This window comes from Companilactobacillus jidongensis, from assembly GCF_003946575.1.
GTDB classification, from domain to species: Bacteria; Bacillota; Bacilli; order Lactobacillales; family Lactobacillaceae; genus Companilactobacillus; species Companilactobacillus jidongensis.
Genome location: NZ_RHOP01000004.1, coordinates 60,364 through 79,738, shown reverse-complemented (window position 1 = coordinate 79,738; position 19,375 = coordinate 60,364). Strand labels below are relative to the sequence as shown.

Annotated in this window: 19 protein-coding genes and 2 pseudogenes; 14 read left to right on the top strand and 7 right to left on the bottom strand. The window is 38.3% G+C overall.

Going from position 1 to position 19,375, the window contains the following annotated elements; genetic code table 11:
• Positions 1-174 precede the first annotated feature (174 nt).
• Both EKM68_RS02935 and EKM68_RS02930 read right to left on the bottom strand, forming a co-directional pair.
• On the bottom strand, positions 175-813 hold the full coding sequence (locus EKM68_RS02935; RefSeq protein ID WP_125588167.1) for a GPP34 family phosphoprotein: 639 nt from the start codon (positions 811-813) through the stop codon (positions 175-177).
• Positions 814-825: 12 nt separating this feature from the next.
• Positions 826-1,410, bottom strand: coding sequence for an SGNH/GDSL hydrolase family protein (locus tag EKM68_RS02930; RefSeq protein ID WP_125588166.1), 585 nt, complete (start codon positions 1,408-1,410; stop codon positions 826-828).
• A 71-nt stretch (positions 1,411-1,481) separates the two neighbouring features.
• Between EKM68_RS02930 and coaA the strand changes: the two genes are divergently transcribed.
• Both coaA and guaA read left to right on the top strand, forming a co-directional pair.
• Positions 1,482-2,408: a type I pantothenate kinase gene (coaA, locus tag EKM68_RS02925; RefSeq protein ID WP_125588165.1), complete on the top strand. Its 927-nt coding sequence runs from the start codon at positions 1,482-1,484 to the stop codon at positions 2,406-2,408.
• 76 nt (positions 2,409-2,484) lie between these two features.
• The gene (gene guaA, locus EKM68_RS02920) at positions 2,485-4,035 is read left to right on the top strand and encodes a glutamine-hydrolyzing GMP synthase (RefSeq protein ID WP_404810787.1); all 1,551 of its coding nucleotides are present in this window, start codon (positions 2,485-2,487) and stop codon (positions 4,033-4,035) included.
• A 64-nt stretch (positions 4,036-4,099) separates the two neighbouring features.
• Here guaA and EKM68_RS02915 read toward each other — a convergent pair.
• Positions 4,100-4,521 (bottom strand): annotated as a pseudogene (locus tag EKM68_RS02915) (site-specific integrase); the annotation flags it as partial.
• A 59-nt stretch (positions 4,522-4,580) separates the two neighbouring features.
• Between EKM68_RS02915 and EKM68_RS02910 the strand changes: the two are divergent.
• Complete coding sequence (locus EKM68_RS02910; protein WP_125588163.1) at positions 4,581-6,248, top strand: AAA family ATPase; 1,668 nt, start codon at positions 4,581-4,583, stop codon at positions 6,246-6,248.
• A complete protein-coding gene (locus EKM68_RS02905) occupies positions 6,232-7,371 on the top strand; it encodes a UvrD-helicase domain-containing protein (protein WP_125588162.1) in 1,140 nt (379 codons plus the stop codon). The genes EKM68_RS02910 and EKM68_RS02905 overlap by 17 nt, the downstream gene beginning before the upstream one ends.
• Before the next feature lie 126 nt (positions 7,372-7,497).
• Here the strand turns inward: EKM68_RS02905 and EKM68_RS13895 are convergent.
• A pseudogene (locus EKM68_RS13895) lies at positions 7,498-8,182 on the bottom strand (SpaA isopeptide-forming pilin-related protein); the annotation flags it as partial.
• 639 nt (positions 8,183-8,821) lie between these two features.
• On the opposite strand from EKM68_RS13895, the gene EKM68_RS02895 reads away from it, so the two are divergent.
• The 3 genes from EKM68_RS02895 to EKM68_RS02885 all read left to right on the top strand — a co-directional run bounded on the left by EKM68_RS02895 (position 8,822) and on the right by EKM68_RS02885 (position 10,527).
• On the top strand, positions 8,822-9,718 hold the full coding sequence (locus EKM68_RS02895; RefSeq protein ID WP_125588161.1) for a YitT family protein: 897 nt from the start codon (positions 8,822-8,824) through the stop codon (positions 9,716-9,718).
• Positions 9,719-9,902: 184 nt separating this feature from the next.
• Positions 9,903-10,094 carry a type II toxin-antitoxin system HicA family toxin gene (locus tag EKM68_RS02890; RefSeq protein ID WP_125588160.1) on the top strand — a complete coding sequence of 64 codons (192 nt, stop codon included), beginning with the start codon at positions 9,903-9,905 and terminating at the stop codon, positions 10,092-10,094.
• Positions 10,095-10,128: 34 nt separating this feature from the next.
• The gene (locus tag EKM68_RS02885) at positions 10,129-10,527 is read left to right on the top strand and encodes a type II toxin-antitoxin system HicB family antitoxin (RefSeq protein WP_125588159.1); all 399 of its coding nucleotides are present in this window, start codon (positions 10,129-10,131) and stop codon (positions 10,525-10,527) included.
• Positions 10,528-10,559: 32 nt separating this feature from the next.
• Here the strand turns inward: EKM68_RS02885 and EKM68_RS02880 are convergent, their stop codons facing one another.
• Entirely contained in the window at positions 10,560-11,219 is a 660-nt protein-coding gene (locus EKM68_RS02880) for an HAD family hydrolase (protein WP_125588158.1), read from the bottom strand.
• Between the two features lie 186 nt (positions 11,220-11,405).
• Here EKM68_RS02880 and EKM68_RS02875 point away from each other — a divergent pair, with 186 nt between their 5' ends.
• Positions 11,406-11,975, top strand: coding sequence for an SLAP domain-containing protein (locus tag EKM68_RS02875; protein WP_125588157.1), 570 nt, complete (start codon positions 11,406-11,408; stop codon positions 11,973-11,975).
• 78 nt (positions 11,976-12,053) lie between these two features.
• Positions 12,054-13,316 (top strand): hypothetical protein, encoded by a 1,263-nt coding sequence (locus EKM68_RS02870; protein WP_125588156.1) that lies wholly within the window; start codon positions 12,054-12,056, stop codon positions 13,314-13,316.
• A gap of 56 nt (positions 13,317-13,372) precedes the next feature.
• Here the strand turns inward: EKM68_RS02870 and EKM68_RS02865 are convergent, their stop codons facing one another.
• Complete coding sequence (locus EKM68_RS02865; RefSeq protein ID WP_125588155.1) at positions 13,373-13,717, bottom strand: helix-turn-helix domain-containing protein; 345 nt, start codon at positions 13,715-13,717, stop codon at positions 13,373-13,375.
• A gap of 194 nt (positions 13,718-13,911) precedes the next feature.
• Between EKM68_RS02865 and EKM68_RS02860 the strand changes: the two genes are divergently transcribed.
• From EKM68_RS02860 to EKM68_RS02840, 5 genes are all read left to right on the top strand, one after another.
• Positions 13,912-14,955: a hypothetical protein gene (locus EKM68_RS02860; protein WP_125588154.1), complete on the top strand. Its 1,044-nt coding sequence runs from the start codon at positions 13,912-13,914 to the stop codon at positions 14,953-14,955.
• A 12-nt stretch (positions 14,956-14,967) separates the two neighbouring features.
• Positions 14,968-15,612, top strand: coding sequence for a zinc-ribbon domain-containing protein (locus EKM68_RS02855; protein ID WP_125588153.1), 645 nt, complete (start codon positions 14,968-14,970; stop codon positions 15,610-15,612).
• A gap of 18 nt (positions 15,613-15,630) precedes the next feature.
• Positions 15,631-16,284, top strand: coding sequence for a zinc-ribbon domain-containing protein (locus EKM68_RS02850; protein WP_125588152.1), 654 nt, complete (start codon positions 15,631-15,633; stop codon positions 16,282-16,284).
• A gap of 18 nt (positions 16,285-16,302) precedes the next feature.
• A complete protein-coding gene (locus tag EKM68_RS02845) occupies positions 16,303-17,421 on the top strand; it encodes a PrsW family intramembrane metalloprotease (RefSeq protein WP_125588151.1) in 1,119 nt (372 codons plus the stop codon).
• 169 nt (positions 17,422-17,590) lie between these two features.
• Complete coding sequence (locus tag EKM68_RS02840) at positions 17,591-19,057, top strand: MFS transporter (protein WP_125588150.1); 1,467 nt, start codon at positions 17,591-17,593, stop codon at positions 19,055-19,057.
• A gap of 17 nt (positions 19,058-19,074) precedes the next feature.
• On the opposite strand, the gene EKM68_RS02835 is transcribed toward EKM68_RS02840, so the two are convergent.
• A complete protein-coding gene (locus EKM68_RS02835; protein ID WP_125588149.1) occupies positions 19,075-19,374 on the bottom strand; it encodes a hypothetical protein in 300 nt (99 codons plus the stop codon).
• Position 19,375 lies beyond the last annotated feature (1 nt).

Sequence of the window (19,375 nt, the reverse complement as noted above, 5' to 3'; positions counted from 1 at the left end):
CCGTGAAAGTGGCGTAAGCCACAGGACGAGCTTGGAGATTTTCGAAGAAAAGCTTCAAGTCGAGGTTCGAGACCTTGGCTCGAACCGGTCTCCACGGTAGATTAAATATCTCGCAACCGTAAGCGAAAATAGAACAACAAAACCAACAAAAAAGCCGAAGCATAAACTTCGACTTTAGCTTAGAAGCGTTAAGATAACCCGGTTCAATCGCTTAGACAGTTCAAACAATTTTTCGTAAGTTGGATCATCTTGGTTTTCTTCAATATTAGTTTTGAGTTGCTTGAGTTCAAATGGAGTGAAATAAGTCTTCAAGTCGTGACTACCATAAAGAGTTGCCAGTAAAGCAAATGTTTCAGGTGAAACTTTACTGCCGGAATTGAGAAATTCTTTTCTGACATCGCTGACCAGATCCTCTTTGACACGATGGTCAGGCAGGTAGTTGTTAGTTTTGAACACCACACCAGTTACAGCCTTAGTGACATCAACTTTGTCGACCAATGAATCACCGATTTCGTTGTAGATCTGCTTGGTAATATTTTCTTTCGTTGCCATGGCACGAAGCACATGTGTAACGCTTCTACCCTGATTTTTGTTGATGATCTGGAAGAATTCGTTGAGATACTCCTTATCATCGGGCAAAACCTTGTTAATGATGACACTGTTATCAGTTAAATCGATAATATCGTTTAAAGCTAAGTCGAAAAAAGAACTTTCAGCTAAATAGGCCCTACGTCTAGTATTCTTAAAAATTCGTACACTGCCTTTTTCATTGCACGATAAAATAAAATATTTTTGGGGAATATTTAAATTCATAAAGTGCTCCTTCTAATTCGACACTAGTTCATTTTGTTTGACTAGCGTTGCCTTAATTTCTGGTACAAGTTTGCTTTCAAGTAAGATATAACCATCTTTGGTGAAGTGAAGTCCATCTTTTTGCAATAGATCATTAACCGAAGATCGATTAGTCATCTGATGCAATAGATCAATATACGATACATTCATTTGCTTAGCGAGATGTTCAGTTACTAATTCAAATTGTAATTGTCTAGTCCAAGGACGAGTGGGATTCTTGACCCAGTCGGTATACGGTGGAGAAAGCAAGATTACTTTTGAAGTTCCAATTGTTTCTATCATAGTCGATAGATTCGTTGAGAACTTACCTGGTTTGATCTCGTCAGTTGTAGAAATATCGTTGGCACCAAATCCTAAGATAACTATATCTGGTTTCAAACTTACGATATCTTGTTCAACACGTGTCACAGCATTACTGGTTTTGTACCCAGGGATGGATACGTTAATGACTTCGTCTTTGGGGAAGTTTTTCTGGATAGCGTCAGTGAGTATATCACTCATAACGCCGTCATGAAATCCCGCCATGATCGAGTCTCCAAATAATACTATTTTTTTCATATATTAGTTCCTTCTAAAAAGTTCTATACTATATAAGAATACCAGAAAAAATGTTAAGTAGGTTTAGTTATATGCAAAATTTATCTAACTATAATGAATTTTCTCGTGCACAGTGGGAAACGTTCCACGGCGAGTACAACAAGCAAGCTATTACTGATGGCGAATTGCGCAAAATAAAATCATTGGATGATGAGATTTCAATTGATGATGTGAAGTCGATCTATGCACCGATTCGACACTTGTTGCATATTTATTTGAAGAATTATCGTAAGTTGACCAAGCTCAAGAGTGACTTTCTTAATAGCAATAATAAGAAGGTCCCCTTTATTATTGGCGTCTCCGGTTCTGTGGCGGTCGGGAAGAGTACGACGGCCAGATTACTGAAGATCATGCTGGAACGTGCCTATCCGCAGTATAATGTCTCTCAGATGACAACTGATGGGTTCCTGTATCCTAGTAAGATACTCAAGGAACGTGACTTGATGGACAAAAAAGGATTCCCAGAAACATACGATATGCCTAAACTATTGAAGTTTTTGAGCGACGTCAAGACAACGACCGGTCCGATATCTTATCCGCTATACTCACACAATATTTATGACATCATCCCTGATCGTCATGAAGAAGTGAATCAGCCGGATATTCTTATCGTTGAAGGTATCAATGTCTTGCAGTTAACGCAGACTTCGAATATTTATACGAGTGACTTCTTTGACTTCTCAATTTATATTGATGCGGAAGTTGATGATATCGAAGAATGGTTCCTGAATCGTTTCGAGACGCTGCTGGACTTAGCGCGCAATGACCCCCACTCTTATTACTATCAGTACACACAAGTATCCGAGAAGAAGGCCTTGAAGATGGCACGCAATGTTTGGGATAATATCAATTACGTTAACTTGCGTGATTACATCAAACCGACGATGACTCGAGCTGATTTGATCCTGCACAAAGCTGAGAATCACCAAATAGACAAAATACTTTTGAGAAAATACTAAAAAAGCATTTCCAAAGTATGACAGAGAGTCGTTTTTCATATACAATAGAATAAATTAAAACTAGGGGGATATGGATTTGAGCAAACAATGGCCAGATGCGGACAGCATTATTGTTTTGGATTACGGTAGCCAATACAACCAATTGATCACTCGTCGTATTCGTGATATTGGTATCTATTCAGAATTACTACCTAATACAATTACTGCCGCAGAGATTAAAGAAATTAATCCAAAAGGTATTATTTTGTCAGGTGGACCAGATTCAGTTTATGACAAAGATGCCTTCTCAATTGACCAAGACATTTATAAGCTAGGGATTCCTATGCTTGGTATTTGTTACGGTATGCAATTGATGTCATACAACTTGGGCGGAAAAGTTGAATCTGCGGACAATCGTGAATATGGAAAGGCTGATATCGAAGTTACTGATTCAGAATCTGCCTTATTCAAGGGATTGCCTGAAGAACAAGTTGTTTGGATGAGCCATGGTGATTTGGTACGTGAAGCACCAGAAGGATTCACCGTTACAGCAACAAGTAAGAATGCACCTATTTCATCTATCGCTGATGTAAAACGTAAGATGTACGGTGTTCAATTCCATGCCGAAGTGCGTAATACAGAATATGGAATGGATATTTTGAAGCACTTCGCCTTCGACGTCTGTGAAGCCGAAGCAAATTGGACAATGGATGATTTCATTGACCAACAAATTCAAAAAATTCGTGATACTGTAGGCGACAAGAAAGTTCTTCTGGGACTTTCAGGCGGTGTCGACTCATCAGTTGTTGGTGTTCTATTGCATAAGGCAATTGGTACACAGCTAACAAGTATCTTCGTTGATCATGGACTTCTACGTAAGGGTGAAGCCGATCAAGTTATGGCTAGTCTTGAAGGCAAGTTTGGCTTGAACATTATCAAAGTTGATGCTCAAAAACGTTTCTTAGACAAGTTAGCTGGAGTTTCTGATCCAGAAACAAAACGTAAGATCATTGGTAATGAATTTATCCAAGTCTTCGATGAAGAAGCAACTAAGTTGAACGGAATCGAATTCTTAGCACAAGGTACTTTGTACACTGACGTTATCGAAAGTGGTACAAGTACTGCTCAAACAATTAAGTCTCACCATAATGTTGGTGGACTTCCAGAAGACATGCAATTCAAGCTTATCGAGCCATTGAGAACCTTGTTCAAAGATGAAACTCGTGAGTTAGGTGAAAAATTGGGCATGCCTCATGACCTAGTATGGCGTCAACCATTCCCAGGGCCAGGCCTTGGAATTCGTGTTGTTGGTGCCGTTACCGAAGATAAACTGGAGATCGTTCGTGACTCTGACTTTATCCTTCGTGATGAAATCAAAAAAGCTGGATTGGATGAAGAAATTTGGCAATACTTCACAGTATTACCTGGTTTCCGTTCAGTTGGTGTTATGGGTGATGGTAGAACTTACGATTATACAATCGGAATTCGTGCCGTTAACTCAATTGATGGTATGACAGCTGATTTCGCTAAGGTCGATTGGGATATACTTCAAAAAATCTCAGTTAGAATCGTAAATGAAGTAGATCACGTCAATCGTGTAGTCTATGACATTACATCTAAGCCGCCAGCTACCATAGAGTGGGAATAGACAGAATCGACTTATAAACGCCGGTATATCAACGTTTTAATGACTGCCTAACCCGTTCGTGCAACTATCGTGCAACTTCTGGTGCAAGTCCAGCGGTAACACCGTTGTTTTGAACCTGCGCCACGTCTGATTTTGCGGTCGAAATTTCAACTAGACCATTCAGCCGTTTGGCGGCCTCAAAGTTCATATTCGGATATAAATGCCCGTAAGTTCCGAGCGTCGTCTGAATATCTTCGTGACCGAGGCGTTTTTTAATCACCAGTGGGTTTCTCATCCAGACTGATTAATAGCGAAGCATGTGAATGCCGTAAGGCATGAACGTCGTTGAACGATAGAAAAAAAATCAGTTTTGCACTCAAGCGCTTGTGCTTTCTTCCAATCGGAGAGAAGCTCAAGCGTTTTTGCGTCTAGTGGAATCGTGCGTTTGCTGGCCTTAGTCTTTGGCGTGGAGAAGGAGTAGTTCGTGTAGTTGCGTAGCCACAGGGTGAAGATTCCGAGAAGTTACACTATAATTGGACGTAGTGTAGAAAAAAGGAGTAATCAGATTGAAAATTCAAAAAATAGTAATCAAAAATTTTAAAATTTACCAGGATCTGAATCTGGAAATAAGCCAAGTGAATAACATACTGGTCGGTGATAATGGGTCTGGCAAAACAACCCTTCTTGAAGCAATATATATGGCATTGAATGGAAAGCTGAATTCATTGCCTATTGACAAGGAGATCACACCTTCTTTGTTCAACGCGGAATCGCGACGACAATACCAGGAATCCGTGCAAGCTGGTAACCATTCCGTTCCTCCGGAGTTGTTGATAGAAATATACTTTGAAGACGAGGATTTATTTGCGGCCTATAAGGGGAAAAACAACTCTTTAAATGAAGATTTGCCAGGAATTAGATTACTTGCAAAATTTGACTCAGATTTTACTGAGGAATATACAAGTCGTCTCATTGAAGCCGGATCGTCAAACGGGATTCCCATTGTTGACATTCCCACAGAGTACTATTCTGTATCTAGACGGTATTTTCAAAGCGATCCAGTCCAACAGCGAAAGAATCCGTTTAGGGCGTTTTACATTGACGGAACCAGAAAAAGCTACGCAAATTACGTCGGTAGGTATGTCTACGCGAACCTTGGGGAGACAATGTCTGACGATGAGACTTCAAAAATTCGTACAGTATATGAATCTATCCGCCAAGAGTTAAAAGATCATGAAGTAATTCGAAAATTTAATGATGCGAACCAGGATACACTGAAACTAGCTGGTCGTAAGGTTGAACTGTCAGTGAAAGATAGTCTTCCAGATGATTGGTTGCAGGAGATTACTGTAAATGTAGATAGCTTTCCTTATGACAGTATCGGTTTTGGATTGCAGAAGATGATTGAGCTAGAGCTGGCTGTGGGCCGATCATCGAGTTCAAGAGATGGCGTATTGCTGTTTGAGGAGCCTGAAAACAATCTTTCGTATTCGAACATGTCGAAACTCATAAACGTTTTAGAGGCGGGGAGTCAAAGACAGAAATTCGTCTCAACGCATAGTAGTTTTGTGGCTAATAAACTAGGATTAAATAATATATTGCTTTGTCAATCAGGAAACATCGAACCTTTGGCCCAACTTCCTCATGACGATTTTGCGTACTTTCAAAAGTTACCAGGCTATAATACGCTGCGGGTGCTTCTTGGATCGAAAGTTATTCTAGTGGAAGGGCCTACGGATGAACTCATCGTTAATCGAGCCTATCGAGATCAATACGGTAAATTGCCGATTGAAGACGGAATTGACGTTATCGTTGTTGACTCACTAGCATTCAAACGCTATCTATCCTTGGCTACCCTAATACAGAAATCTGTTTCGGTCATTACTGATAATGATGGAAACATGGATATTCTGAAGAATAAATATGAGGAGTATATGCAGGACAGTTCTATGGTTAATTTTTATGTTGAACAAAACACTAAACTGAATACGCTTGAACCAAGCATGATTCATGCCAATGTGGAAAAAGGATCACTGGAAACATTGAACGCGGTTGTTCATGAAAAATCGAGTGAAATGGGTGGTAGTGCGGATGGAGCAACCAACACTGATACTCTTGAAAACTATATGAAAAATCATAAGGCGGAATGGGGGTTACGTGTTTTCAATAGTTCTGAGCAAGTTGCCTTTCCGCAAAACATCATGGAGGCTATAGAACATGAGCACAACAAATGAAGGAATTCTTGCATGTGCTGGAGCAGGTAAGACGTTTCATCTGTGTGATTTAGCCACACAATCGTCACAGGGCTCTCTTCTCATTACCTACACGAATCAAGGTAAGAAAAATATTTTGTGTCAGCTTCAGGAAATGAACTTGGGGGTGGTGCCAAGCAGAATTCGAGTAAAAACCTGGTTTGAATTTCTCCTGCAGGATATTATTAAGCCATATCAGTCAACCTACCTTGAGACAGTTGCAGGTGGAAAGCTTGAAACAGCTAACTTCTTTACAACGATTGATTTTTCTCAGACATACGGATTCAGAAACTATAATAAAAAAGGAACACTTGGCTATTACCATGCAGGCGCCGGCAGGCTTCGGCACAATGAGACAGTGGTTCTTGCAACTCAATTACTAGACATGGAGGGAGAGGCCATTCTCAAACGGTTGTACCAACAGTTCCATACCCTTTATTTTGATGAGGTACAAGATTTAGCGGGTTCAGACATAGATTTATTACGGACTCTAATTGATTCTCAGCTCAGTGTTGTTATGGTTGGAGATCCCAAACAATATACTTATCAAACACATGAGGAGAAAAAGAAGAATATCAATGTAACAGGAGTTAATATATCCAATTTTTTTGAACAGTTAAAATATGCTGGAAAGTTGGATATTTCCTTTCAACAGACAACCCGGAGGTTTGGTATTAAGCTAGCAAAACTTGCAAATTCTGTAGACCCATCTGGACAATTGCTCCAAGGAAATCCCAATGTTGTTAATTTGAAACATGAGGGAGTTTTCCTAATACGATCTGAGGATATTGAAAAATACAACGAAATATATTCTCCGACGTATTTGGTCTACGATAAGAGGTCAGGTAAAAAACTGCCGAAAGGTTTACCGCATATCAATTTTGGAGACAGTAAGGGTATAACGAGGGATCACGTTGTTATTCTCCCTAATGGGCCGCTAAAAAAATTCATGATGGGTCAACAAATATTGAAGCCTACCAAGTACTACATTGCTGTCACTAGAGCAAAGTATAGTATCGCATTTATTTCAGATAAACCCGAAAAGGTGGTTGTGGTACACCCTGATTGGCAAATTTGGAAATCCACGGGGCTGTCTACTGATTGAATTACAACTTCCCATCAATTTTCCCCACTGTCATTTGTTGTGTTGATGTACGTCATAGTAACTCCTGTTTCAGTGACCGTAATATCGAACCAAAAGCGTTTCTGAAAACGATCAGCCAGTTGGTCCGCCGGTGATGACTTGTTCTTTGACCGTGGTTGAGGCAGTCGCCATCGTGACGGATTGCCCCGCATAGGCGAGCTTGAACACGTGCTTTGGGGAATCGAGAACGTAGCCAGTCGGCGCCTTCACTTCTTGCCAGTAGTAGTCGAGTTCCAAACCAGAGACAGATGCGGTGTTGTTTGCAACCGTGACTGTTTTCACCAACTTGTAGTCAGAAGCTAGGTGCTGTTCAGCAGGTAGCCAGCAGGCGCATTTTCTTCGATAGCGTAATAGCTTCCGAGTTTGAGGCTCTGCAAAGTGCCCTTGCCGTTCCCGTCGATCGTGCCGGCTCTGGTGCCAGCACTGGTGTAGATGTCGTAAGTTGCACTGTTCAGCGTGTAGTAGGCGTTGAACATGCTGGTGCCGAACTCGCGGCCAATCCTGGTGAGGAAGACGTTGCCGAGATGTTCCTTGTTACAAGGATAACCTCGATGGTTTTATTCGGTTCGATATTAATCTCTTTGAGTTCACTTTTATTGACGTAACCATTTGGTGCCGTGACTTTGTTGATCTTGATCTTAGTGCCAACCTTGAGGTCATTTAAGGCTGCATAGCCGTCAGCACCAGTCATGACTTCCTTAGTGGTGCCATTGTACTCGAACTGGAGTTTTGCATATGGCAATGCATTATGCGTGTCGGCGTCAACCTTCTTGAGCCACATACTGTTATCAGTCCAATGCAGGCCATTGAGGAAAGATGCAGGTGCCAAGTGTTCGCTCAGGAATTGACTAAGGTGTTGCTCAAGGCGGCGAAGATTGAAGTTCGCCGGATCGTTTTCATCAATGTAATTCCTTCAATCTGAATTCTAAATATTGTTATTTCTTGTTATTTATAGGCGAGCCAAGTATCACTTCAAAGGTTGCAAGCAGTAGTTCACTATCAACTATAAAATAAATAGACCATCCGGACATTGAGAGATTTACGCTTGCTGTTGATATGACTTTTCTCCAATTTGCACCGTGTAACTTTTATGCTACTTCCAAAGCTGTTTTTTGCGAAAAAATGTTGATTTTTGAAATTAAAAAGCCTTTAATGGCGTTCATTTGGTCTTCGATAGGTCTTGAATGAGAGTAGCTGGTTAGATACATTTTGAGTGTATTAAAGCTGATATAACAAGCTTTACATTTAAGGTGTGATCACTAATTCGATACTATTTCTAGTTAAAATATGCATATTTAATGCCTTAGCCTGATGTCGGGTTAAGGTATTTTTTTGGCCTATACTATAAATAAAGAAATTTCAGTGTACACTATTATTAATAACAAAAATTATTATATTGGAGGGGGAAAATATGAATTTCAAATGGTGGACCAAATATAATAGTTTGGAACTATTAATGATTACCCTGGGGTGTGCCATCTATTCTTTTAGCTTGGATATGATTTCTATTCCCAATGGTTTGGCCGATGGTGGGTTAAGTGGTATTACGTTGATCATTCGATATTTTTTGCACATTAATCTTGGTGTTAGTACTCTGATCCTTAATATCCCGCTGATACTGATCGGTATTCGTTTCTTAGGTAAACGCGCTATGTTCTATACGCTTTATGGGACGGTTTGTTTGTCGTTGTTTTTAATACTATGGTCTAAGCAAACTATCATTGATCCATTGCCATTACATCATGATTTATTGTTGTCATCCGTTGCGGCCGGGATATTATCTGGATTCGGTATTGGATTGGTCTTTCGCTATAATGGAACTACTGGTGGTAGTGACATCATTGCGCGCGTGGGGCAGGTAAAATACGGTGTGTCGTCTGGTAAAGGGATTTTAATTATGGACTACATAGTATTATTCTTGTCACTGTCGTATTTGGACTTTTATCACATAATGTATTCGTTGATCGTTAGCTTCGTGCTAGCGAGGGTAATTGATGCCGTACAAGAAGGTCCCAATCGTGCCAAAGCACTGTTTATTATTTCTGATAAATATCAAGAGATCGCTCAAATCATTGATATTACGCTCGATCGTGGTTGGACATATCTGAACGCTGAAGGTGGCTATCAAAATGATGAAAAGAAAATTATTTATCTGATTATTCAACCACGTGAGGTGCCGCAATTAAAGCAATTGATTCGATCCGTTGATTCCAAAGCTTTTGTTACAGTTCTTAATGCTCATGAAGTGATCGGTGAAGGATTTAGCTATGAGCGAAAGAGATACCACATTGGGTTGCATAAACAGTAGGAAAGTAATTTAAAGGCATCTAAATCATAATTGATTTAGGTGTTTTTTTAGATATTGTGAATAAATAGAATTATTTTCCGTAATTTCCTTTATAAGGCAATTTAATTCATTAAAAAATTAAAAGATAATTAAATTGACGATACGTACTAAATACGTATAATAGAGATTGCTAATGGGAGTACATATGGAACATACAGCAAAAGAAATATTAAAGTTATTAGGTGAACATGATTTTTATGAAATACGTATAATTGGTGATCATCATAGATTGACTGATGGCAATGGTAGGTTCGTTACGGTTGCATATTCCAGATTAAAGGACAGTATCCCCCCGAAGACATATAATTCGATTTTGAAACAGTCAGGGTTGAAATGAAATGAATCCAATGACAAAAATATGGAGAATAAAAATGAAAAAAAGATTAGTGGTATATCCAGCTATATTCGATGATTCGGAAAATAAAAAGGGTGTATACAGTGTGGAGTTCCCCGATGTACCTGATGCGTTAACATACGGTAACAGTTTGGCCGAAGCACTTGATAGAGCGCCAGAAGCATTAGGATTATCATTGTATGAGTTAGAAACACTTCCTAAATCATCTGACATAAATATAATTAGAGAGAAAAATCCGCAAGCAATTGTTAATTTGGTTAGTGTAGATCTTGAAAAAATCAGACTAACAGTCAAAGTTCCTTATGTAAGAAAAAATACTACTTTGCCTGCGGATATTGCCCAACAAGCTGAAGAGAGGAATATTAATTTCTCGGAAACTTTGCTTGAAGGACTAAAACAAAAATTAAAGCCCTGACCAATGTCAGAGCTTTTTTTAGTATTCCAAAATTATTCAAATAGCTGCCCAGCATCTTTCAAACTATCCAAAACTGCAACGGCATGTTTAGCTAACTCCGGTTTTGGCTGCAACAGGTCAGGCACGATAACTACGTCGATTCCAGCAGTTAATCCAGCACGAATTCCACTTTCAGCATCTTCAAATACAACGGCTTCTTCTGGTTCGGCATGAGTAACTTTCAAAGCATGCAAGTAAATATCAGGGGCGGGTTTATTATTCTTCACGTCATCGCCACTGATCAGATCGGTGAAATAATTCTCGATCCCAACATTGTGCACGTTAGTCATCAGGATTTCACGTGTAGAAGATGAGGTCACATATCGAGCAATACCATGATCCTTTAAAAATTGAAGAAACTCGATTGCGCCGGGCTTAAGGGTTACTTCACCAGCCACAACTTTGTCATGATAAAGTTGCATGGATTCATCAAACATTTTCTGTCCAAGTTCTTTATCCCCAGCCAGTTCTTGCAGTCGACGATTAGTATCAGGGAATCCTTTGGCAATGTAATGCTGATTGTCTTTTTTTGTGAACGGAAAACCATACTTTGCCAGCACGGTTTTGCGTGTTGAATAGTACAATCCTTCTGTATCAATCAATAATCCGTCCATGTCGAAGAATACGAACTTCTTGTTATGTAAGTTTGTCATCAAGCTTTTCTCCTTACCATGTTATAGCTTAATTCTACCTCAACTTGATTTTAGGCTGAGGTTATTTTTTACGTCAATAAGAAAAGTAATCCAATAAGATTATAAAAATGTAGTTCAATTGGATTATAAAAAGATGTATACTTTAGTCATTGTTAAATAAAAGGAAGAACAAGGAGATTAGATATTATGAAATTATTTTCAAAATCAGTAGTTGTTGTAGCTGCTTTAGCAATGACAGCAACCGGGGTAATGGCAACAAGCTCAATACAAGCAGATGCTGCTAGTGTTGCAACTGTAAAACCTGGCGTTACAGCCAGTCTAGTTACATCAAATGGTGTACTTATCACAAACCGCGCCTTATCACCAAACACACCATGGGCAATTGGTAAGACAGCCACAATCAACGGCGAATTAATGTATCAAGTCGCAACTAACGAATACTTGAAGGCATCTGATTCAACACTTTCAGGTCAAGCATCACAAAATACACAAAGCACATCAAAAGTTAAAGTAGCCACTGTTGGTAATGCCGATGCTCCATTGTACTTTACAGCTACAAAGGGTGATCCAGCACATTACACAACACTTCCTGCTGGTTCATCTTGGAGAGTACGTCGTGTTGTTACAAACGGAACCGATACATATTACGAAGTTTCAATGGGTGACTTTATTAAGTCTACTGATTCAACTTTGAATGTGACTCCTACTAACGTCGAAACTTATTCAGGATTCGAACCATATCTAGGAATTAAATAATTCATGAACGCAAAATAATCCTGGCAAACAATATGTCAGGATTATTTTTTATTATTTTAAATAATGAGGGGAAAAATAATGAAGCAATACTTTGAAGGCTCTAACAAAAAGAAAACGTGGCTTATAATTGCTGTAATCGTAGTAATTATTGCCTTGTTCTTTGGTACTAGATCACATAAGAGTGGCAATAACATCAGTGTTGGAGTTGGCACTCCTAAGAAAGTATCTTTTGTTCAGCAAGCAAAGAACTCAGGAACACATGTATGGGTTCAAACTTGGTCAGAGAGTGGGGAAATTACTAAAGATGATATCGTTAGCACTATTTTTGTAATGAAAAACGGTAAAACTCAAGCATTTCAAATTTTTGACGGCAACATTACTTTAGGAAAAATAAGTTCTATGAGTGATGCTGATACTATTAAATTAGCTAAAGATCAAGATAAGAAATACTCTACTACTGGTGCTATTCAAGAAATTAAGAATTATCAAAAGGATAAACCTAGCGTAGGTCAGGAAGCTGACTTTGATAAGGGAACTCAGGCAGTCGCCGATGGTAATATTTCAATATATTATTTGTCTGGTTCAAAAAGGGACAGCGGAGAAACTATTGACCGCCGTCAGGACAAAATTATTAATATTTATCCTACATACGATGAAGCTGAGGATAAAGAGAATCCTCAAGATGGTACGTCAGCTCAGGGAGCTAACTTAAATAGATTAGCCATGCAACCAACAAAAAATAATGGAGAAGAAGGCACTGATAGTGGTTTTGGAAAAGCTATTATTAAGCATATAGAGAACTCCACATATCACGAACCTAAGTCCCAAGATATTTCGGTTAAGAATTACACAGATAATTCTGGTAATAAGATAGTAAATCAGAAGATCAAATACACGGCAATTGATTTATTTAATTCCAGTAAGGCTATCGATAATACATATAAAATAGCAAAGGAAAATAAAGCTGATACTTTTAAATTACTTACTTACGCCAGCAATGGTGATTATGGTGGAAAAATAAGTGATATTGATAGTGAAGCTGTATATGGAATCGGCAACGATAATGATGATGCCGATTTTGCAAAATATAAATCAGACATAAAACAAATGGATTCTGAAGGTTATGCAATTTATCAGAAACTATTTGGTAACAGTCATTCAGAAATAACAAAGGGTGTTTATGGGAATCATGAGTGGAATAAAGATTTAACAATTGGTGATCCCACAAGCCAAAAAATTTATAAATCACGCTATATCGGCTATACCATCACTTCTGATGGTGGAGGTCATATTCTAACTAAAGCTCAAAATGATAAGCAAAAAGCAGTTCTAGCAAAGTAGATATTTATGTATTAAATAAAAAAAGCGATTCGACAATTTGTCGGATCGTTTTTTACTTAATCATTAGTTTTCTGACTCAACTTAATAACTTCCAGCAATCTCTTACTAAGTCGTTCACCTTGTTCGTTCTCAAGATTATTTAGAAATTTAGTCAACTGTCGTAAGTTAGGACCGAATTTTTCAGAGGTTTTAATATCCTCGCCATTCATCAATGAATCCATGGTTACGCCGAGCGCTTTGGAAATTTTGTTAAGCGTGTTGGCACTCAATTGCTTGGCCACACCACGCTCAATTTTTGAAAGGTAGTTAATAGTCAGATCACTAAGTTCGGCAAGTTGTTCTTGTGTCATTTTTTGTGCATGACGTTCTCTAGCAATATTGCCGCCTACATTAATCTCCATAATTGTGACCTCTTTGTTTTTATTGTCTTATTTTTAAGGGTAAAGAAGAAATGATATTGTTTTAAGTTCCTATGAGCACTTATTTAATATAATACCATAAGAATATGTTCTGATAGTATATATTGAATTATGATTTAATTGGATTATAATTTAAGATAATATCTTTATGAGATACAGTCAAAAAGGGGAAAATAATGAGTAAAAAGAATCTTACAGCGTTGTTGGTGTTACTAATTGGAGGCGGATTTATTCTTGGGGGATGTTCGGCGGGGAACGTTTCAATTAGCGATAATTCCACGAAGAAAGAACAACCTAAAGAAACTAAAGCTGACAAATTGAAAGAAAAAGAAAATGCTAAGAAGGAAAAGACTGAACAAGCAAAAGAAATGGAAAAAAAGAGAGGTAAAGAATACACATACGGATTACCAAAGGGTCCTTCATGGATGTATATCTATGACAATGGCAAAAAAACCACCGGTCATTTAGATCCTAATAAAACTAATATTGTTAGATTGCATGAAAATGACGCTCTTAAAATTGGTGGTCCATTGCCACTAGTAGGTGAATTATTTAGTAGAGAATTTACAGCCGCCGGCAATTCAACCGAGGCAACAATGGATGATTCTGATAAATTTGATAAAGAATTCAATCTTGAACGAGTCTTATCTTACAACAGTGGAAATGGTGTTGAGATGATTACAAAATTAACACATTTAGATAATCAAGGTGTTAGCGATATGGCCTTTGGTGATTTACCTAAGTATTTAGATGCTGCAAGTACCAATGATCCTTCTAAACTACCTAATCAATCAGAAGAATTACGCAATTCATTAGATGGAACGAATAATCTTCGAGGGGACTCAGCGGCAAATTATCAAGTGATGGAACAATACTTTGATAAGAAGTCGGCCTTATACAAAAGTGATACCGACAATAATTTTGATGCTGAAAAGGCAACATATGTCGTAATTAAAAATAATAGTGAAACAAGTACTATCGGTGTAACAAACTTGTATGTTCAAATATTTGCCAAAGTTAAAAAGACAGATACAGATCAACATGAATTCAGAACGGACGATGGTCCCAAACTTGGAAGTACTAAGACAGAAATGGAAGATTACCAAATGGAATATACGTTAAGGGATGGTAACTGGGAACTAGTTAACGTATTTAAAGGAGAAACTTCCCCTTATTCAATGGATACTTCAGGTTCTAATTGGATTATTAAGAAAAATTAGGAGGGAAGAAAAATGCATTGTAGTAATTGTGGAGTTGAAATACCAGAAAATGCTGAATTCTGTCCTAATTGTGGGCAAAAGGTCGAAAGGGTTTCTAGTGCATCCAATGAGACAGTTTCAAAAAACAAACGAACTATTAAACCGCATACTAAAAGGAAAACGATCATAAAATTAATTGTGGCTGCGCTTGTGGTCTTGGTGGCCTTTCTAGGTTACCGGTTTATCTATTTACCAACAGTCGTAAAAACTGACGTACAAAAGTACGGTTTCACAGTCAATGGTTATTCAACTCAGGCAAATGTCTTAAGTAAAACAATCGTCATTACAGCAGATGAGGCGAAAGTTTATAACTTAGTTGCGGCATCAACGAATAATAATTATTCAACGGCTCAAATTGGTGCTGAGGAGGAACTCGTCAAGATGGGCAAGGCTCTGCCAGGCAGTTGGACGATTCAAATCATTCAGACTACGCATAGTGATGTACCAAGAATCATGTGGGAATATTCTAATAACCAGGAGAGTGTCCGTTATCAAGATTCCAATGAATTCAGACAAGCCAAGCAAGCTGCTAAAGAAGCAGCTGAGAAAAAAGATGCTAGTGACCAAGAAGTTCAATCGGCGCTCGATGGTTTCATAGGTTCAGCATCACGTTGGTAAATAATAGGGGGCTCGAAGATGTTTTGTTCAAAATGTGGCTACAAAGTTGAAAATGGCGTTAAGTTCTGTCCTAAGTGCGGACAAAATTTACTAACTAAAAAACCAGTTAAAGAGAACAATACTACCGAAAAAATCACAATAATAAAAAAATACGGTCATAACAAAAAAGTGATTATCGCTCTTACGGCTGTGATAATAGTGCTGATAGCTTATTGGGTGGTATACGTTCCGATGACGGTTAATTCCGTACTGAGTCGAGAGAATTTCACTTCTCAAAATGATTACAAGGTGACGACTAATCCGGTGACCAAGACAATTGAGATCAATGCAGGTGAAAAGGGCGTTTACGATATTGAGCGAGGTCTGAACAGCTCGCACTTCGATACCAGTCCAATTGCGATTGAATACCGGTTGAATAGTGTAGCGCAGGCGATTTCTTCGAAGACACTAGGTAATTGGAAGATCAGTTTAACGCAGAGCAAATACAAAGATACAGCGCACTTGTTGTGGCAGTTTACTGGCAAGAGTGAGACTCACCGTTATCAGAACACTAGCGATTGTCGTAAGCAACATCAGCTGTGGGTCCAACGGGATGAGAATACTGCAGAGAATGATCAAAAAAATAATAGCGATGCAAATACCGCAGGTGGACTGCTGGGATTGTTTTTCTAATACAATGGGGGAATTGATTTGAAAGAAGCAACAAGTACAGTTTTTTGTACAAACTGTGGAATGGAGAACAACGCTAAAGCTAAGTTCTGTACTAAATGCGGGAAACCATTGGTGGCGGTTAATGATGATGGAACAGAGACTAAGAATGAATCTGTTGAACCAAAAAAATCTATCTTTGATTCAGCAACGTCACGATTGAATGGTTGGACCGGTGGAACTGGTGCAGTCAAAGTCAGCTGGAAAGATTTTTTCGCAGAAGTACTAAAATCGCATACGGAAGATGAAGCGGAAGACATTTTTATTGCGGGAACTAAGAAGACGACGCCAGCGTTGTCAGAAATTTCGGATGAAAAAGTACAGCCGTGGTTGTTCTCGAGAATCCTGATCGTAATTATTGTTGCCGGAATACTACTGTCGATATTAACTAATTTGAATCAGAGTATGGGCGATTTAATGGCTACGGATGTGATAATTAGTATTGCCGTGCCAATGTCGGCATTAGTATTATTTTTTGAAATTAATATTTTCAAAAATATTAGCTTTTATCGAATTGGGAAAATCATGTTATTGGGTGGAATTCTATCCTTGATTTTGACCATTATAATAAACAATTTAGTTATAGTTTCTAATTTGGATTTTATAGGGGCTCTTTTGACTGGAATAATTGAAGAAACGTCAAAATTATTAATTGCGGCCTATTTTGTTAACAAATTGAATATCAAAAGAATATTTAATGGTTTATTGATAGGTGCAGCAGTAGGTACAGGTTTCGCTGCATTTGAAAATATTCAATATATGTTTGAGGGTAACCAGTTAGCATCGCTTAGTTCAGCATTGATTAGAACGTTCTGTTCAATTTCAGATCATACTGAGTGGTGTGCAATTGCGACCGCAGCATTAGTAATTGTCAAAGGCTCAGAAAAACTGACTACTAGTACATTTACCAATATTCGTTTTTTACGTTTTCTAGTGCTAGTAATTGTTATTCACATGCTATGGGATTGGTCGATGTTTGATAACCTTGGTTATATTAGATACGCAGTTCTAGCCGTGATAACTTGGGTAACAGTCTTCGTAATGATTCATGCGGGATTACGCGAAGTTAAAAAATTACAATTATCTGTCCAAGATGAATAGTAGATAAAAACAAACCTCAACCTTAATTGGTTGGGGTTTTAACTTTGAAATGAATTATTCAATGCCTCTTTTATTCGACAAATAATGACTTGTATGCACATTAAGTGGTAGCATTATAAAAAGTATCTATTTTAATTTTAATTGCCAGTTCAAAAGGGGGATTTGAATATTGACGCAATCAAAAACAAATGTAATTGCGGTGACTATCGCGATTTACATTGCTACTTTTGTCAGTTCTGTTGAGGGAACAATTCTATCGACGGCCTTACCCACTATCGTTGGTGATTTACACGGAGTCTCACTAATGAATTGGGTATTTTCGATTTATTTATTAGTCACCGCAATGGTGACCCCAATATACGGGAAGTTAACAGACCTGATTGGTAGAAAGCCTGTCGTCCAAGTGGGCCTAGCCATTTTTACTTTTGGTTCATTAATGAGCGGGTTATCTAATTCCATGCTTGAACTAGTATTTTGGCGCGCGATCCAAGGAGTTGGTGCCGGGGCCTTGCCGACAGCAACTGTGACGATTATTGCAGACTTATATCCATACGAAAAACGACCACAAATTTTGGGACTCAATAATTTAGTCTGGGGAATTGCAACTCTGTCAGCACCCTTGATTGGTGGAATTGTCGTTAATACCTTAAGTTGGCATTGGGTGTTCTTCGTCAATATACCGTTGCGCATACTTATCATGGTATTATTTCAAATATTCTTACACGAATCTAAGCAGCACAGTAAGGTTAATGTCGATCTTTGGGGAAGTTTTTGGTTGATGATCAGCGTGTTGTTTTTAATGTTGAGTTTTCAATTTTTGAGTTACAAAGATATAGATTGGCTCAGCGTTGCTGCATTTATTGTAGTTAGTTTAGTTACCTTTTGGCAATTTATCCGGCATGAGCGTTATGCGGAGAATCCAGTTGTCTCATTGAAATTATTTAAGAATAGACCGTTCATGGTTCAAAATTCAGTAGCAGCTTTGATAAGTGGTTACTTAATGGCGATAACAGTCTACATACCGATTTGGGTACAAGGTGTATTGGGAACGCCAGTGTCTTATGCTGGATTTGCGGTAACACCACATTCAATATTCTGGATAATCGGGTCCTTCGTAACTAGTTATTTGATAACTAGGTGGACGCCACGTAAAATTCTGAGATTTAGTTTATTGATCGTATTATTCGCGGGTATTCTGCTAGCATTTATTCCAATGATGACAGAGTTCGGCTGGTTCCTTGTTATAACTGCCATCAGTGGTTTTGGATTCGGGATAACGATTGTAACAACGACGGTAGAATCACAACATTTGGTTTCAAAAAACAACGTTGGTGTGGCTACGTCATTTAATACACTGGCCAAAACATTGGGTCAAACTTTGATGGTTTCTATTTTTGGAATTATGTTGAATGTTGGTATACAACATGGTATTTCAACTCATCAAGGGACTAATTTGACGATGGTCAACCAATTGATCAATCCAAAAACTGCGGCAGGTCTGTCTGCTGATGACTTACCGGTCTTGAGACAAGTATTATATGGTGGATTGCATTGGATCTACTTGCTGGGACTTATGGTTATTATTTTAGCAATTCTAATTAATACATTTGGCTACAAAAACAAACCTCAACCTTAATTGGTTGGGGTTTATTATTATCCATTGAGATCAGCTGTATCTAATCTGATATAGGGAGTTTCAACATGTACAGCGATTATGTAAGTGTTATTTGATAATACTTTGTAGCATTCCCAGACGCGTTCACTGGGTGAGGTGTTGGCAAGGTACTCTGTGATGTCGTCGAAGTAAGGACTTACTTCTGAATTATTGAGTATCACGTGTTGTTTGATTTTTAGTTCCCGCAATTGAGCACCATTTAGGACTAGTCCAGTTTGGAGTTCAAGATCCTCAGTGATTTCTTCGATTATTTTGGAAAATCTAATGTCTAATGTCATG